This is a genomic window from Akkermansiaceae bacterium, from assembly GCA_024233115.1.
In the GTDB taxonomy this organism is placed as follows: domain Bacteria; phylum Verrucomicrobiota; class Verrucomicrobiia; order Verrucomicrobiales; family Akkermansiaceae; genus Oceaniferula.
This window is the reverse complement of sequence record JACKQB010000002.1, coordinates 104420-121866: the sequence shown is the minus strand read 5'-3', so window position 1 is coordinate 121866 and position 17447 is coordinate 104420. Positions and strand designations below refer to the sequence as shown.

Annotated in this window: 11 protein-coding genes; all 11 read left to right on the top strand. The window is 53.1% G+C overall.

Going from position 1 to position 17447, the window contains the following annotated elements; all coding sequences use genetic code 11:
• Positions 1–20 precede the first annotated feature (20 nt).
• The 11 genes from H7A51_04660 to H7A51_04610 all read left to right on the top strand — a co-directional run bounded on the left by H7A51_04660 (position 21) and on the right by H7A51_04610 (position 17409).
• Positions 21–1445, top strand: a complete 1425-nt coding sequence (locus H7A51_04660) for a sulfatase-like hydrolase/transferase (GenBank protein ID MCP5535512.1) — start codon at positions 21–23, stop codon at positions 1443–1445.
• Positions 1442–2821: a sulfatase-like hydrolase/transferase gene (locus tag H7A51_04655; protein ID MCP5535511.1), complete on the top strand. Its 1380-nt coding sequence runs from the start codon at positions 1442–1444 to the stop codon at positions 2819–2821. The genes H7A51_04660 and H7A51_04655 overlap by 4 nt, the downstream gene beginning before the upstream one ends.
• A 9-nt stretch (positions 2822–2830) precedes the next feature.
• Positions 2831–4291: an arylsulfatase gene (locus H7A51_04650; GenBank protein MCP5535510.1), complete on the top strand. Its 1461-nt coding sequence runs from the start codon at positions 2831–2833 to the stop codon at positions 4289–4291.
• 19 nt (positions 4292–4310) lie between these two features.
• Positions 4311–5807 (top strand): sulfatase, encoded by a 1497-nt coding sequence (locus H7A51_04645; GenBank protein MCP5535509.1) that lies wholly within the window; start codon positions 4311–4313, stop codon positions 5805–5807.
• Positions 5804–7609, top strand: coding sequence for an alpha-L-fucosidase (locus H7A51_04640; protein MCP5535508.1), 1806 nt, complete (start codon positions 5804–5806; stop codon positions 7607–7609). Before H7A51_04645 ends, H7A51_04640 begins: the two co-directional genes overlap by 4 nt.
• 35 nt (positions 7610–7644) lie before the next feature.
• Positions 7645–9396 carry an alpha-L-fucosidase gene (locus H7A51_04635; protein MCP5535507.1) on the top strand — a complete coding sequence of 584 codons (1752 nt, stop codon included), beginning with the start codon at positions 7645–7647 and terminating at the stop codon, positions 9394–9396.
• 18 nt (positions 9397–9414) lie between these two features.
• Complete coding sequence (locus tag H7A51_04630) at positions 9415–10788, top strand: sulfatase-like hydrolase/transferase (protein ID MCP5535506.1); 1374 nt, start codon at positions 9415–9417, stop codon at positions 10786–10788.
• A gap of 287 nt (positions 10789–11075) precedes the next feature.
• Positions 11076–12596 carry an alpha-L-fucosidase gene (locus H7A51_04625; GenBank protein MCP5535505.1) on the top strand — a complete coding sequence of 507 codons (1521 nt, stop codon included), beginning with the start codon at positions 11076–11078 and terminating at the stop codon, positions 12594–12596.
• 2 nt (positions 12597–12598) lie between these two features.
• Positions 12599–14431, top strand: a complete 1833-nt coding sequence (locus H7A51_04620; GenBank protein MCP5535504.1) for a sulfatase — start codon at positions 12599–12601, stop codon at positions 14429–14431.
• 54 nt (positions 14432–14485) lie between these two features.
• On the top strand, positions 14486–15943 hold the full coding sequence (locus H7A51_04615; protein MCP5535503.1) for an arylsulfatase: 1458 nt from the start codon (positions 14486–14488) through the stop codon (positions 15941–15943).
• Positions 15944–16026: 83 nt separating this feature from the next.
• Positions 16027–17409 (top strand): sulfatase-like hydrolase/transferase, encoded by a 1383-nt coding sequence (locus H7A51_04610; GenBank protein ID MCP5535502.1) that lies wholly within the window; start codon positions 16027–16029, stop codon positions 17407–17409.
• The last annotated feature ends 38 nt before the right edge of the window (positions 17410–17447 follow it).

Below are 17447 nucleotides of genomic sequence, written 5' to 3'. Positions count from 1 at the left end.
CGAAGAAAACAAACATGAACATGGGACGATTGATCAGTAAGGGGGCACTTGTTCTGCTGACGGCTTGCGTGCTACAGGCAAATCCGGCACCTCCGAATATTGTGCTGATCCTGACCGATGACATGGGATGGAATGCCTTGTCTATCAAGGCCGATCCGGAAATTCCGGAATCGGGCAGTAGCTATTACCAAACGCCTAATACCGATCAGCTCGCAGAAAGTGGTATCCGCTTTTCGATGGCCTATTCCGCAGGGGCCGTTTGTGATCCATCACGCACAAGCATTCAGTATGGTATGACCCCGACCGCACTCAAGAAGTTTGCCACCCAGGCACCCAAGACCCTGCCGCCTACTTCGGATGCGATGGTCAGCCGTTTGAAAACTGCCTATCCGCAGTATAAGGCAGCCCATTTTGGCAAGTGGCACCAGCGGTCGCGGACACCGGAAGAGATCGGCTTTGACGAGAGTGATGGCCAGACCATGAACGAGCAGAGCAAGGACCCCAAAGATCCGAAAATGACTCGCTCGCTGACCCAAAAGGCGAATGCGTTTATGGAAAAGCAAGTTGCGAGTAAGCATCCTTTTTTCCTGCAGGTCTCGTTCTACGCCAATCATTTAACCTATCAGGCACTCCCGGAAACCATTGCGAAATATGAGGCGAGGTCTGGCCAGGCGACGCAATATCAGAACGACCCACTATGGGCGGCGATGAATGAGGAGCTGGATACGGCCGTGGGCGCGATCCTGGGTACCCTCGACAAGCTGGGTATTGCGGAAAATACCTATATTATTTACACTGCGGATAACGGCTATGAGTTTAAGCGCGATAAGGGACAGCCAGTGGCAAAACGCGATTTTTACAAATCCTATCCGCTACGCAGTCACAAATACGTGATCAGCGAAGGCGGCATCCGCGTTCCCTTTATTATCCGCGGCCCCGGAATTCCAGCCGGTATTTCGTCCAGCGAACCCGTTGTGGGTTGGGATATTCTCCCGACGGTGCTGGATATGGCTGGTGCCAGCAAAGACATCCCCAAAGCGGTGGAGGGCGGAAGCCTGCTGCCGCTATGCACCAGTGGCGGTAAGACCAAGGTGATACGGCGTGATCCCTTCATGGTCTTTCGCTCCGCTCAAATAATTGGGCATGGGGCACTGGATGTCGCCATTATCCAGGATGGCTACAAGTTTTACCGTGAGCTGGAATCCGGCAAGGAGCATCTGTGGTCGCTCCGGGATGATCCGGGCGAATCGAAAAACCTCCTGCAACAAATGCCCGAACGGGCAGGTCAGTTACGCAAAAATATGGATGCCTACTGCGAACGGGTGGGCTGGGACCAGAAGGAACGGGCCCAAAACAACCGTCCCCCAAAGTCCAAAGCAAGGTCGAGAAAAAACAAGAAATCAATCGAAGGCAGGAAAAACAAACTATCTCCCCCCAAAAAATGAATCTATCACACATCATTCCAATGAGTGCGCGAACCATCATGTTCGGCATTTTTCTTGCCGTCACCGGTCATGCTGAGGAAAAAGCAAAACCCAACTTTGTCGTCTTCATCGCTGATGACATGGGGTGGGGGGATTCCGCTACCTACGGTCACCCACTGATCAAAACGCCTAATCTCGATAAGCTGGCGTCCCAGGGAGTGAAACTCACCCAGTGTTACTCGGCTTGCGGTGTGTGTTCACCATCGCGTGCCGCCATCCTAACAGGAAGAACCCCGTATCGCAATGGTGTCTGGCGGCATCTTTCTGGAAACCATGAAGCCCATCTGCGGGCAAGCGAGATTACCTACCTTGAGTTACTCAAGGGCATTGGGTATGAAACCTGTCACGTCGGAAAATGGCACCTCAATTCAAAACAGCAGTTTAATAACCCCCGGTTCCCGCAACCGGGAGACCACGGCTACGACTACTGGCTATACACCCACAACAACGCCAGCCCAAGCCACAAGAACCCGGATAATTTTGTCCGTAACGGAAAACCTGTCGGCAAAATAGAGGGGTATTCCGCGCAAATCGTCGCTTCCGAAGCGGCACATTGGTTGGAAAATATCCACGATCCCAAAAAGCCGTTCGCGCTTTCGGTTTGGGTGCACGAACCGCACTCGCCGATTGCCACGGACTCCCAGTTTTCAGCTCTCTACAACGGCCACAAAAACAGCAAATACATGGGCAATATCAGCCAGATGGATCACGCCCTGGGACAGGTGATGGCGGCACTGGATAAAGCCGGTGTCAGCGAGAATACATTTGTGTTTTTCACATCCGACAACGGTCCGGTTCAGCGTTACGGAGGAACAACGGGAGGTTTGCGAGGAGGCAAGCGCAGTAGTTACGAAGGCGGCATCCGCGTGCCAGGAGTCGTGCGATGGCCTAAGCATGTCAAAGAGGGCACCACCAGTGACATCCCGGTGATCGGGTCGGATGTGTTTTCCACCATCCTGGCGATCACGGGAATACCGCAACCCACCGATCGCACCATCGATGGTGTCAGCATGCTTCCGGCGCTGGCCGGTAAGCCCGTGACACGAAAAGTCCCGCTATTCTGGCGAACCCACGTCTCCGGTGCCAATGACCGCTTAGCTCTGCGCATCGGCGATTGGAAAATCATCAGCAACGATGAGATGAACAAATTCCAGCTCTATGAAGTTCAGAAAGATGCCAAAGAGGAGAATGACCTCGCCAAAAAAATGCCTGAAAAAACCGATGAGATGAAAAAAGCTCTCTTTCAAGTCTGGCAAGGCATCGAAGCCGAGGGCCCCAAGGAATGGTGGTTGGGCGAGCGGAATAAGCCGGGGAAAGGCGCTAAACTAAATTACTAACAAATAACTATGAAATATATCTACATCTGCTTGCTTAGCCTCCTGCTTGTCCACACCACACAAGCAGCATCTCTTGCAGGTTCCAAACCTAACATCATCCTGGTCATGACCGACGACCAGGGGATCGGGGACCTTTCCTGCATGGGGAATCAGGTCGTGCAAACGCCCAACATCGATGCCTTTTACCAGAAATCGACTCGTTTTACCGACTTCCAGGTCAGCCCCACCTGTGCGCCCACCCGCGCCGCCATCATGAGTGGCCGGCCACCTTTCAAGGTCGGGGTCACACACACCATTTTCCAACGTGAACGTATGGCGCTGGATGTGTTTACACTGCCACAGGCATTGAAAACCGCTGGTTACGCGACCGGTATCTTTGGCAAATGGCACCTGGGTGACGGCGATGCATATCTTCCCGGGAACCGGGGATTCGATGAGGTGCTCATTCACGGTGCCGGGGGAATCGGGCAGGTGAATCTTGGCGATTTTCCTCCTAACGGAAAAAACAGCTACTTCGATAACACTTTATTACACAACAAAACCATCGTGCAGACCGAGGGGTTTTGTACGGACTTGTTCTTTCGCGCTGGCTTGGCGTGGATCAAAAAGCAACACGCCGCGAAGCAAGCGTATTTCGCCTATATTTCACTGAATGCGCCGCATGCTCCGATGAATGCGCCCGAACGCAATAAAAAGCGGTTTCTTGATCTGGGATACGACAAGGGAACCGCCGGACGTTATGGCATGATTGAAAACATCGATGAAAACTTCGGTCTGCTGATGGATAAGTTGACCGAATGGAATGCCTTGGAAAACACCCTCGTCATTTTTATGACCGACAACGGAGCAACCCACCTGAGTGGGAAACTCAATGGAAATAAAGTGCGTCATTTCAACGCAAATATGAAGGGTGGGAAAAACAGCCCTAACGAAGGCGGGACACACGTGCCTGCCTTTTGGTATTGGAAAGGAAAGTTGGGAGAAGGTGTCGACATCAAGAAACTAACCGCGCATCTCGATCTTTTCCCCACGTTTTGCGAGCTGGCAGGCGCGGTGTTACCAGACAAGACACAGCCTCTCGACGGGCGCTCGCTCGTGCCGCTACTCACAGCCCCCCAGTCATCCTGGCCGGACCGTGAACTCTTTATTCACTGCGGCCGATGGAACGCCGGGAAGAGGGAGGATTCCAAGTTTAAAAAATGCGCTGTCCGGACCAGCAAGTGGCGCTTTGTAAACAACAAAGAGCTTTACGATATTGCAGCCGATCCGGGAGAGACCAAGGATGTCTCAGCACAATATCCGGAGGTCATCGCCAAACTCCGGAAGTCCTACGACCAATGGTGGGCTTCTGCGCTGCCGTTGATGGTCAATGAGGGTTTGCCTAAGTTGAAGGAACACCCACTGCATCTGCGATATGAAAAGCAGAAGAACGACGGGGGGATTCCCCATTGGAAACCTGCGGAGTTGTAAAGCCTGACAAGATCTGCGTATGAAACAACTATTCTTGATCCCCGCGCTGACGATACTGGCTGTTAGCAGTGCCTTTGCAGAACGGAAGCCCAACATCATCTTTCTACTGTCTGACGATCAGAGCAGCTATTCAGTCGGCTGTTATGGCAACACCGATGTGAAAACCCCGCAGATGGACAGGCTGGGCCGGGATGGCATGATCTTTGAGCGCCACTACGATACCACCGCCATCTGTATGGCGAGCCGGGCCAATATCCTTACCGGAATGTATGAATACAAGACCGGCACCAATTTTGAACATGGGAATATGAAGCCTGAAACATGGGCGCAATCCTATCCCGTCTTACTGCGCAAGGCTGGCTATTTCACCGCTTTTGCCGGCAAGTTTGGCATCATCGTTACAGGGAAAGGCCTGTGTGAAGACGACTTCGACCTGTGGGGCGGTGGACCAGGCCAGACGATGTACCAGACGGCCAAAAACAAATCGATGGCGAAGTATGCCAAGGAATTTCCTCACTCGACCTTGTCCTACGGTGCCTTCGGTCGCGATGCCATCCGTGAGGCGGTGAAACTGAAGAAACCCCTGTGTTTATCGATCAGCTTCAAAGCACCCCACATGCCCGCGACTCCTGATCCTCGTTTTGATGAAGTTTATGCGGGAAAAAAATTCACCAAACCTGCGAACTTTGGTCGAGCCAGCGCTGCAAACCGTGCGCCACAGAGTAAACAAGGCCGACAGTATGAGCGTTTTGAAAGTTGGAATTACGACAAGGATTACGACGGTGTCATGCGGAAATACCATCAGCAAATTTATGCGATCGATGTCGCCGTGGGCATGATCCGCGACGAAGTCGAAGCCCAGGGCATCGCCGATAACACCGTCATTATTTACACCAGCGACAACGGCTTCATCTGCGGCTCGCACGGCTACGGCTCGAAGGTCCTACCCATGGAGGAAGCCTCGCGGGTGCCACTGATGATTTACGATCCCCGTGTTAAAACCTCAGGGCAGAAACTCCGCACGCGTAGACTGACAGGCAACATCGATTTCGCCCCCACGATTCTGGAGCTTGCCGGATTGCCCGTGGCGGAAAACATGGATGGCAAAAGTTTGTTGCCCACCCTGAACGATCCCACCCAAGGAGGACATGAGAAGTTGACGTTGATGAATGTCTTCGGGCCTAATCCCACCAAAGCCATGAGTACGGTGGACGGTCGCTACAAGTACACTTTCTGGTGGTATGGCAACGACAGCATGGAGCCTGCCGAGGAGCTGTATGACCTGGAAAAAGATCCGCTGGAACGGGTTAACCTCGCTGGCAATCCAGAGCATGCACCTACCTTGCAAATGATGCGTAAGAAATACGATGAGAGTTTCCAGCACCTGAAAAACAACGCCGTCACCTACAACAATTACCAGCAGTATGCTGTGCTGTTTGACCGGAACATTCCAGTGGCTGAAAAACCGACCAAGAAGTCGGCGAAGGAGCCTAGGAGAAAACGGAAAAAGAAATGAAAATCACGATGAAATACGGGATGCTGACATTGGCTGCCTTGGCATGTGCGAGCCTGTCTCACGCTGCGGAGCCCACCAAGCCCACGCAACGAGCCGACAGCTGTGTCATCCTGGATGCCAGGCTGGCCAAGGCGGGGCAGGGGAACCTGGCTTGGGAATTCGAGCTAACCCACCCCGGCACCTACACGGTGCAGTTGGTCGTGGAGACAGAGGCTGCTAAAAGTGCACACACTGGCACGGTGACGATCAACGGAACTCCGTTGAGCAGGAAGTTGCAGAAAGCCTACATCATCGAGGACGGCCTGGTTTCCGAGTTTGACCAGCCCGCAGTTCTCACAGAGACGGGTAAACAGACGATTACCGTGAACTCGAACATTGCCGTCAAAAAAGTGCGCCTGGTCCCGCAAGGATACACCAAGAGTAGGATATACATCAGTTCTGACAAATACTATCAGCCATGGCTGAAGATGCACCAATCGGCTGAAAAGGTGGCGGCGATGAATTGGTATAAGCAGTCGCGTTTCGGCATGTTCATCCACTGGGGCGTCTACTCGGAAGCCGCGGGAAGCTGGAAGGGGACACCGATCGAAAAAGGGCAGGGGCCGAAGGTGGCGGAGTGGATTATGTATGCGTTTAAAATCTCACGGGAGGAATACCGCGCATACGCCAGGAATTTCAATCCGGATAAATCCTTCGCCTCGATCATCGCCAAACTCGCTAAGGACACCGGCATGAAATACGTCGTGATCACCGCGAAACATCACGACGGCTTTGCGTTGTTTGACTCGGCGTACTCGACCTTGGATATCACCGATGCCACCGATTACCAGGGCGATCTGGTCAAAGAGCTCTACGATGCCTGCCAGGCGGAGGGTGTCGAGTTCGGTGTCTATTATTCCCACGGCAAAGACTGGGGCGAAGGCGGCGACAGCAATTATGCCAAGGTCAAAGCGCATAACGACCAGTTCGGTGTCTATACGCGTCCCAACGGTATCAACCTCTGGGACCCCAGCGCCGATGCCTACACCGACTATCTCGAAAACAAGGCCTACGCGCAGGTCGCGGAGCTGGTTGGGAAATTGCCGAAACTGAAACTGATCTGGTTTGATGGAGACGGTTTGATCACCGAAGCCCAGGCGTTCCGGTTTTACAAAATGGTCTATGACCTGAACCCAGGTATCATCATCAACCGCCGGGTGGGCTACGACTTTGGTGATTATGTGGATGCCGGCGACAATAAGACACCCGCTGCCAACGAACTGGCGGCCAAGCATTTTGAAACCTGTGGCACCGCCAATCACTCCTGGGGATTCAAGGCGCACGACCACCAATGGAAAAGCACCAACCAGCTGCTCCGCAACTTCGTTGATATCGTTTCCAAAGGCGGCAACTATCTGCTTAACATCGGTCCCGACGGCAAAGGGAAAGTCCCGGAGCCCTGTGTCAAAAATCTCCAGGAAATGGGCACTTGGGTGAAAACCAATGCGGATGCCATTTTTGGCACAACACGGTGGACGACTTTCCGTGAAGGTGTTATACATACTAAAACCCCCAAGTCGTTAGTCACGGAGTTCTGGTTCAGCGCCAGGGGTGACAAGGTCTACGCCATGTCACTGGCTCCAGCTCCCCCGCAAATACGCATTCTAGCGCTCAACGAATCCGCCGGTAAGGTCACGGGGCTCCGCCTGCTGGGTAGCGATAAGTCGATCCAATGGAAACAAACAGATGAGTCCCTGGAAGTTGATTTGACAGGAGTAACTACGAGCAGCCATGGCTATGTGCTGGAAGTCATTCTAAAGTAGCCATTTAACTAGAATATCTAAAACTGAGAAACATCATGAAAATATACACCACACTTCTTTCCACCACCTTGCTTTTAACCACCTTGGCACCACTGCACGCGACTGAACTCATACCAGAAACCGATGCCGCCTATCAGAAGCGCATGCAGTGGTTTACGGACGCACAGTTCGGACTGTTTATCCACTACGGTGTCTATTCGACCCTGGGCGGCGAATGGAAAGGTAAAACGGTACCTAAATACGCGGAATGGATTCAGCGCGGGGGGAATATCACACCCGAGGAATACATCCCGCTGGCGGCGAATTTTCGCCCCGACAAACTTGATGCCGACCAATGGGTAAAGACGGCCAAGGAGGCCGGGATGAAGTACATGGTCATCACCAGTAAACACCACGAAGGCTTCTGCCTCTGGGACAGTGCTCACACCAAGTATGACCTTGGCGAAGCGACTGAATTCAATCGCGATATTCTCGGGGAATTAAAAGCCGCGTGCGATAAACACGGCCTCAAGTTCGGCACCTATTACTCGATCATCGACTGGAATCATCCATCCCAGCGCAGCAAGCAGGCGACCAACCAGCCGCCAATGAAGGACAAGGCGGCTTATGTGGCTTACATGAAGGCACAGCTCAAAGAACTCATCGACCGCTACGATCCCGCCATCATGTGGTTTGATGGTGATTGGGCGAGATGGTGGACAATGGAAGACGGCATTGATCTTTACAATTACCTGCGCAAACTAAGCCCTAACATGATCATCAACAACCGGGTTGCTAAACGGGCGCAGTTTAAAAAGGACTACGGCACACCCGAACAACAAACACCGGGAGGGGCCTTGGATCACGTCTGGGAGGCCTGCTGGACGGTCAACCACTCCTGGGGGTATAAAAAGAGCGATACCAAGTGGAAGGACATCAATACCCTGGTGCAAAAGCAAATCGATATCAACGCCAAGGGCGGGAACCTCCTGCTTAATGTCGGTCCTTACGCCGATGGCTCCTGGCCTCAGGGGTCGACCGATCTTCTGCTGCAAATGGGTAAGTGGAACAAGGCCCATGCGGAAGCGGTATATGACACCGACTACGTTGACCTGCCTGCCCAAAACTGGGGAGCCGTCGCACAGTCGAAGTCCTCCAATGCCGACGCCGGTGAAATATTCGCCTATGTGTTTGACTGGCCGAAAAACGGCAAGCTGATCGTCGATGGCCTCGCTGCCGGTGAGATCAAGGCGTTGACTTACGATGGTAAACCACTCGCCTCATCAGCCACTAAAGGAGGCCTTGAGGTCGACCTCTCCTCGACCACTCCCGAGCCACAGGCGACGGTCATACGCATCAAATATAGCGGTGGTAGGAAAGCCGCTGACGCATCATCAATCGATCTGGGCCTCAAAGGAAACGAGCTGAGCCTGTTGGCAAAGGATGCCAAGTTGAGTGGCAAGGCCAACAAGCTTGAAAACAACGCATACATTGGCTACTGGACGGACAGCTCCGATACGGCGACGTGGACGCTGAATGTGCCTGCTCCCGGGAAATACACAGTGAAGCTCCTTTACTCCTGCGACAAACGCTACGCAGGCAGCAGCGCGCAACTCACCGTTGCAGGTAAGACACTAAGCACGCTGGTAACGCCAACGAAAGGTTGGAAACATTTCGAGTTGATGGAAATGGGCGATGTCAACCTGGACCAGGTGGGTGACACCAGGTGCACGCTTGGTTTTGGACCGAAAAAAGGGAAGGCCCTATTCAATTTGAAGCTGGTTCTGTTTGTCCCGCAGGCTGAATAAACCACGTTCTAACATATCATGAAAAATACATTCCTGTCAAAAATCACCCTGCTTGGACTTTCCTTGTTAGGGCTGTCTTCCGCCTTCGCCGATACGCGTCCTAATATTGTTGTCTTTTTAGCCGATGACATGGGCTGGGGCGATGCCAGTTGCTACGGCAGCGATAAAATCGTCAGCCCTAACATCGATAAACTGGCGTCCCAGGGGGTGCGTTTTACCCAGGCCTATGCGGCGTGTGGCGTCTGTTCACCATCGCGGTCGGCGATCCTCACCGGACGCACGCCTTACCGCAATGGTGTTTGGGAACACCTGTCGGGAAATGGCCCCGCCCATTTGCGGTCTTCCGAGATCACTTATCCCAAGCTGCTCAAGCAGGCCGGGTATGAAACTTGCCATGTCGGCAAATGGCACCTCAACTCCAGGCAACAATTCAATAACCCCGAGTATCCGCAGCCGGGCGACCATGGTTACGATTACTGGATGTCCACCCACAACAACGCGCACCCAAGCCACAAGAACCCTGACAATTTTATCCGCAATGGTAAACCGGTCGGCAAAGTGAATGGTTTTTCAGCTCCATTCGTGGCCAAGGAGGCGATTCATTGGCTCAATGAGATCCGCAATCCGGAAAAGCCATTCGTGCTCTCCATCTGGGTGCACGAGCCGCATCTGCCGATTGCCACGGATAAGCCATTCCTCGCCCACTACGGGGACGATCCAAAAGCGAGGTATTACGGCAACATCACCCAGCTGGACTACGCCCTGGGGCAAGTCATGGATACTCTGGAGAAAAATGGACTGGCAAACAACACGCTGCTGATTTTCACCTCGGACAACGGCCCCGAAGGCAGTGCCAAAAAGGGTGGCTCTACCGGTGGTCTCAGCGGTCGTAAACGCGACGATCTCGAAGGCGGTATCCGCGTGCCCGGCATCGTGCGCTGGCCAGGCCACATCAAGCCTGGTACGGTTAGCTCGGTCCCTGTGATCGGCTCGGACATCTTTACCACGGTGTTAGAAGCGGCGGGCGTTCCCATCCCCACCGACCGCACCATCGACGGCGCCAGCATGGTTCCCGCTTTTTCAGGGATGCCGGTGAAACGCAGCGTGCCGCTCTTCTGGCGCACCCATGTCTCCGACCCGTCGTGTCGGGTCGCCGTCCGGGTAGGCGACTGGAAACTCGTTGCCAACGATGCCATGGACAAGTTCCAGCTCTTCAACATCGGGGAGGACCCCGGCGAACAGAAAAACCTCGCCGAGGCCATGCCGGAGAAACTGGATGAACTCAAAAAACTCATGCAGGAAACCTGGAAGGACATCGAAAAAGAAGGCCCCAGCGAGTGGTGGAGGGAATGCAAAAGAAAACCGAAGGGGAACGGTAGGCTTCCTTATTAAACAGGCTGTTTGCTGCAACAACGCACGGGGTGGCATCGGTCAAACGACCGATAGACAAATGTTTTTTCCGCAATGAAGATCCAAGACACCACGGCTCATAAAACTCCCTGTGTGGCCCCTCCTCGCATGGGGAATACCCATTAAATATCCATTACGAAACAATCATACTTATAAAACCTTCCATGGGATTTTTGCCCCACGCCGGGCTGCGGATCTGATCCGGGGTTTTTTATTCTCACCGCAAAGCATCACCGACACCCAGTCCGGAATTGAGATGTCCACACAATATGAAAATACCAATCACAACGATGTCTGCACTGTGCCTCCTCGGAGCAACGGCATTAGCCGCAGAGATTAAACCCACCTGGGAATCGCTTGCGAAAAATTACCATGTTCCCGAATGGTTTCAGGACGGTAAGATCGGGGTTTGGACCCACTGGGGGGTTCCGTCGGCGATCGATGAGAACCGACCCAATGACGGCTCGCATTACGGTCGTCGCATGTATGGCCCGAACGCTGGAGAGACGGGCGGACAACTGAAGATGTCCGAGGAACTCGCCAAATTCCACACAATACGCTACGGCCCACCGAGCGAGTTTGGCTACGAGAAGCTGGTGCCGCTGTTAAAGGCTGAAAAATGGGACCCCGATGCACTGGTGAGGTTTTTCAAAGACAACGGAGCCCGCTTCGTCATGCCGGTCGCCACCCATCACGACAACTTTGATATGTATGACTCCATCCACCCATGGAACTCGGTTGCGATGGGGCCAAAGCGCGACACGCTTAAGGAGTGGAAACAGGCAGCCGTCAAACACGGGTTGAAGTTTGGCGTTTCCACCCACCTTTACTGGTCGCCACGCTTCTTTAATAACGCGCGAAAGTACCAGAAGGAGGGGACGCTGGCGTGGAAGCTTTTCAACATGGACTACGATCCCAAGGGATACTCGAAACAGGACAGCTGGAACCAGCACTGGTATGATCGTTGTTGGGATGTGATCGAAAAGTATGACCCCGACATGTTTAACGTCGATTCACCCTATCCTACCCTCAAAACAGGCAAGGGCTTGGGTGTTAAACTCTTCACTGATTTTATTGCCCGCGATCTTAAAGAGAACAGCGGTAAGCAGTCGGTGGTGCTGTCCTTCAAGGATTCGAAAAAAGACAGATCCGCCTACACCTACAACATGGAGCGGGGCAGCTCCGGGGACATCCAGCCCGAGCCGTGGATGTGGGCGACCGATGTCTCCGGTGGCTGGTTCTACCGCAAAGGAGCAAAAAACCGGATGAGTATTCCGGTGATGATTGCCAATGCCATGGATGCGATCAGTAAAAACGGCGTGGTTATGATGAATGTTGCTCTGCGTGGTGATGGCACCTTGCCCGAAAACCAGGCCGCTTATCTGGTCGCTTTTGGAGAGGTGCTGAAAACCACCGGCGAGGGTATCTACGGCACCCGCCCATGGAAGACGTATGGCGAGGGGCCGCTCCAAATCAAGACGGGACGGCAGGGCGAGAACATTAAACCCTACTCCCAGCAGGACATCCGGTTCACCCGAAAAGACGACAAGATCTACGCATTTGTTCTGTCGACACCGACCAAGGACATCGCCATCAAGACTTTGAAAAAAGGGGGGCTTCTAGAGGAGGAAATAACCAGCGTTTCTCTGTTGGGAAGCGATGAGCCGATCAAGTGGACGCGTGACGCCACCAGCCTGAAGATCGGTCTTCCCAAGTCTTTGCCAAACCAGCCGATCGCCGGATTCCGTATTTCTCTCAAATTAAAACCAACCACGAACCATCACGACTAACAATGAAAGCATACCTGTTTGTTATTCTGCTATTACTGGTCATTCCAGCCACTGCGACACCGAAGCCTAACATCATCATCTTTTATGTCGATGACCTCGGCTGGCAGGATGTGCAGCTCAACGATGTGGATCAACCGTGCCCCTACGAGACTCCACACGTTAAAAAGCTAGCCGAAGCTGGAATGAATTTTCCCCAGGCCTATTCAGCAGCCCCGACCTGTGCTCCTTCCCGGGCCGGGATCATGACCGGGCAGCATCCTGCTAAAATAGGTCTGACCCACGTTGACCTGGCTGTCCGGACAAAGCCTAAAAAAGACCAGCGTCTTGTCTCACCTTACCTTCAAAGCCCGTTGGATCTGAACCTGCTTACCCTGGCAGACGCACTCAAGGCAAACGGCTATCGCACCGGTCACTCAGGGAAATGGCACTGCGGCTCGAATGCGGCGAGCTACGGATTTGATGTGGTCAGCCAAGACCGCGGTGTACACCGGGGGATGGGAGACCGCACCAAAGATTTCGCCACAGCCAAGGATCGCAAATACCCCTTGAGTAAGGAAAAATATTTCCCGACCAGCAAGAAAAAGCCTGAAGGCATTTCCTACCCTTACGATGAAGTCACCGAGTCGGCACTCGACTTTATCGAGAAGAGCAAAGGTGAACCCTTTTTCCTCAACCTCTGCCACTGGATGGTACACTGGCCGATGCTAACCCGTAATGGTGAGCTCCTGGAATACTACTGCGATAAATTCAGTCAGCCATTCCCTCCCAAACCAGGGGCGATGACTCTGCCGGGTCAACAGAATCCCTACTTTGCCTCCATGGTCACAACGGTGGACTGGAGCCTGGGCCGCTTGGTGGACTATCTCGAGAAAACAGAGGACCCAAGAAACCCCGGCAAAAAACTCAGCGAGACAACCTACATTTTCTTCACCTCGGACAATGGCGGCGCAGAGATCAAAGGTAAGGAAATCCTCTCCGACAACGCCCCTCTCAAGTATGGTAAAAAACATGCGGAGGAAGGTGGTATCCGTGTGCCGATGGTCGTCACCGGACCTGGCATCAAACAGGGCAGCCGATTCGACGGCATGGTGAATCAGCTCGACTATTTCCCAACGATCCTGAAACTGACCGGCTCGAAAATCGACCCGGCTGATGCGAAGGAACTCAGCGGGTTGGATATTTCTCCTGTGTTGGAAGGTAAGGCGCAAAAAATTGTCGATGCCAAGGGCGTTGAACGAGACCATCTGTTCTGGCACTTCCCACACAATAACATGAAGTCGGCCATCCGCAGCGGAGACTTCAAACTCTACAAACGCTACAATTCCGATGATTATGAACTCTATCAGCTCACCAAGAACGGGAAACGGAACGACTACGAAGAGGTCCATGATTTAGCCAGAAACCCCGAGTTCCGCGCCGTCGTCGAGCGCCTCAGCAAGACACTCGAAGCCGAGCTTGTCGCCAATCACGCCGAAGGACCTTATCTGAATCCGGTTTTCGAAGACAAGAAAACAGCGGCGGCTGTCATCTCCACTCCACAGTTCAATAGCGCGTCACGGGTCGCTACCATTAGCGTCGGTCAAGCTGGCCCAACGATTACGACGGCTTACGTCATCTACCTCTCTGAGAAAAAAGAAAAGAAGGAAAAGAGGGATCGTAATATGGTGGGGGTGCCGGATGATGCCAAGCTGCCGGGAATGCGCGCGATCGCAACAATCAGTGCCGATGGCCGCAGCGTCAGCGCAGCCATCCCGGCTGGGATTCACAACTGCTGCTTTGTCGTCATCGACTCGAATGGATACATGACCTACACCAAGGAGGCATCGACCCAATAAACACCCTGCGGAGCAAGCAATCATTAGCCCGACAGTAAACCAGCATCATAAATCATGAAATCGCATATCATCAAAGCCATCGCCCTGCTCGCCATCTGTTTGGGCACCTGCACTGCGCATGCAGCGAAGCCTAACATTATCTTTGTCATGACCGATGACCAGGGTTACGGTGATCTGGCATGCCACGGACATCCGTTTATCAAAACCCCGAATATTGATAAGCTTTACGCCCAGAGCACCCGCTTCACTGACTACCATGTCAGCCCGACCTGTGCTCCCACACGTGCTGCGTTGATGTCAGGGAAAGAGCCGTTCAAGGTCGGCGTGACCCATACCATCCTTGAGCGCGAGCGTATGGCGCTCGGGGTGCCAACCGTGGCTGAGATGCTGCGGAAGGCAGGCTACAAAACCGGGATTTTTGGCAAATGGCACTTGGGTGAAGAGGACGACTATCAGCCTGGTAGCCGCGGCTTCGACGAGGTCTTCATTCATGGTGCCGGTGGCATTGGACAAAGATTTCCTGGCAGCCAGGGGGATGTGCCCGGAAACAGCTATTTTGATCCCACGATTCGCCACAATGGTGTATTTGTGAAGACCAAGGGGTTTTGTACGGATGTCTTTTTCAGCCAGGCTTTGGGATGGATCAAAGAACAGAAGGCGGAGCAGCCGTTTTTTGCCTATATCGCACTGAACGCACCGCACGGTCCGTTTATTGCCCCGGAGAGCTATAAGGCCATGTATCAGGCTCACGTGAAGGATGATAAAACCGCGGCCTTTTTCGGGATGATTACCAATGTGGACGATAACGTCGGGCGTCTTGTGAAAAAACTCGATGAGTGGGGGCTGGCGCAAAACACCTTGCTCATTTTCACCACCGATAACGGCAGCTCCATGGGTTCAAGGATCTATAACGCGGGTATGACCGGCGGGAAGAACACCCTGCATGAAGGTGGTGCCAGGGTGCCGCTTTTCTTCCGTCTCCCAGGGACAACCACTGCGGGTCGAGATCTTGGACAACTTGCCCGCCACATCGATATTTTCCCGACCTTTGCAGACTTGGCTGGAGCCGATATTTCGAACCTCGGCTTGGCGGGGCGCAGTTTGATGCCACTGCTGAAAGACCGGAATGCAGCCTGGCCGGACCGTAAACTCTTCTTCCACTCCGGTCGCTGGCCCAAAGCCGGCGCTGGTCCAAGGTTTGGTAAGGGCGATCCTGATCCTGATCATTATAAAAATAAAAACTATGCCGTGCGCACCGAAAAGTGGCGTCTGGTCGGACCCAATGCTCTCTATAACATCGAGCAGGACCCAGGCGAAAAAAACAACGTTTTCAATAGCCACCCGGAGGTCGTCAGTGAGTTAAACAAGGCATACGACGGCTTCTGGAAATCAGCCCGACCATTAATGGTCAATGAGGATGCTAAACTGGATGTGGGAAAACCCTTCGAGGCCAATTATCTCAAACAAAAGGAATCGACAGGAATCCCGCAGTGGAAAGCACCCCAACTCTAAGGCTTGGTAGAACGAATCATAGGTATCACAGCTTTAGTCTATTACTACCCACCATGAAAACCCCATTGGCACTAACAACTTTGATGCTGTCTCTGGCATGCCATGCAGTGGCTGCCAGTGAAACGGCTGACGGGGCGAGTAAAATGCGCCCTAACATTCTGTTTATCTTTGGTGACGACTGGGGCTGGGGCGATCTGGGCTGTCACGGACATCCCTATGTGAAAACCCCCAACATTGACCGCTTGGCCAGGGAGGGGACTGATTTCCACAACTTCACGGTAGCCAGCGGCGTTTGCTCACCAAGTCGCACTGCGGTGATGACGGGCTTGTTTCCAGCGCGTCTTGGCGTCACCGGGCACTTTGCCTGGGTTGCTACAAATGCCCAGCGGGCTATGCCTGACTGGGTCGATCCCTCGCTTCCGATGCTGCCCCGTATTCTTAAAAACGCAGGTTATATGACCGGGCATTTCGGCAAATGGCATTTGTCGAATAATATGATCCCCGACTCGCCGCGACCCGAAGAATACGGCTATGATATGGTCGCTGCCTTTAACTGCTCCGGCGAGCAAATGCCTGTACATGATGATGCCCGCAATGCTATTATCCTGATCGAGAAAAGCGTCAAAGAGGGCAAGCCATTCTTTATCAACCTCTGGGTGCATGAGCCACACACGCCATTTCACACACTACCCGAATACCGCAAACGTTTCCCTGATCTACCAGACAATGATAATATCTACGCATCGGTGCTTTCACACGCGGATGATCGGATCGGCGAGGTCTTGGACACGCTGGATCGCCTCAAGCTCACCGATAACACGCTGGTGGTTTTCAGCTCGGACAACGGGCCGGCTGGTGATTCAGAGAAAAACAAGAAACCCCTTAAGATGATGACGGATACGGCTACCGGTGGTGGTTATGGTATCGAAGCCAGTGTGGGGACCACCGGAGGCCGCAAAGGCCGGAAGGCTTCGAGCTATCAGGGGGGGATTGGGATTCCTTTCCTTGTCCGCTGGCCAGGTAAAGTGGCAGTGGGAGCGACCGATAAAGTCTCTTGGATTTCAGCCGTGGATTTATTGCCCACCTTTTGTGAAATCGCCGGGGCGCCACTGCCGAAGGAGTTGATACCCGATGGGAAAAGCCAGGTGAAGGTCCTCATGGGAGCAAAAGCACCCCTGCGTGACAAACCCCTCTTTTGGAAAAGTCAGAAGACTAACAAAAGTCCCGATAACTATGCGATTATCGATGGTAAGTGGAAGTTGCTGACCAGCAAGGATTTCGAATTAGTGGAACTCTACGACATCACCCGGGACCCATTGGAGAAAAGAGACATCAAGTCACAAAACCCGGAAGTGGCGGATGAGCTGGTTAGGAAAATCCAAAGATGGATCAAAACTTTACCCACGGAGCCCAATCCCAGGTTATTCTCGAAAGAAAGGTTAAACCCAAGTCCGTCTCAAAAATAAAAAAAGTAAGGTTGTCACTCAAATCAAACATCACAACA

Bases quoted from the DNA above. Each gene is read 5' to 3' on its own strand.
- H7A51_04660 (MCP5535512.1), top strand. From the start codon at position 21: ATGGGACGATTGATCAGTAAGGGGGCACTTGTTCTGCTGACGGCTTGC.
- H7A51_04655 (MCP5535511.1), top strand. From the start codon at position 1,442: ATGAATCTATCACACATCATTCCAATGAGTGCGCGAACCATCATGTTC.
- H7A51_04650 (MCP5535510.1), top strand. From the start codon at position 2,831: ATGAAATATATCTACATCTGCTTGCTTAGCCTCCTGCTTGTCCACACC.
- H7A51_04645 (MCP5535509.1), top strand. From the start codon at position 4,311: ATGAAACAACTATTCTTGATCCCCGCGCTGACGATACTGGCTGTTAGC.
- H7A51_04640 (MCP5535508.1), top strand. From the start codon at position 5,804: ATGAAAATCACGATGAAATACGGGATGCTGACATTGGCTGCCTTGGCA.
- H7A51_04635 (MCP5535507.1), top strand. From the start codon at position 7,645: ATGAAAATATACACCACACTTCTTTCCACCACCTTGCTTTTAACCACC.
- H7A51_04630 (MCP5535506.1), top strand. From the start codon at position 9,415: ATGAAAAATACATTCCTGTCAAAAATCACCCTGCTTGGACTTTCCTTG.
- H7A51_04625 (MCP5535505.1), top strand. From the start codon at position 11,076: ATGAAAATACCAATCACAACGATGTCTGCACTGTGCCTCCTCGGAGCA.
- H7A51_04620 (MCP5535504.1), top strand. From the start codon at position 12,599: ATGAAAGCATACCTGTTTGTTATTCTGCTATTACTGGTCATTCCAGCC.
- H7A51_04615 (MCP5535503.1), top strand. From the start codon at position 14,486: ATGAAATCGCATATCATCAAAGCCATCGCCCTGCTCGCCATCTGTTTG.
- H7A51_04610 (MCP5535502.1), top strand. From the start codon at position 16,027: ATGCTGTCTCTGGCATGCCATGCAGTGGCTGCCAGTGAAACGGCTGAC.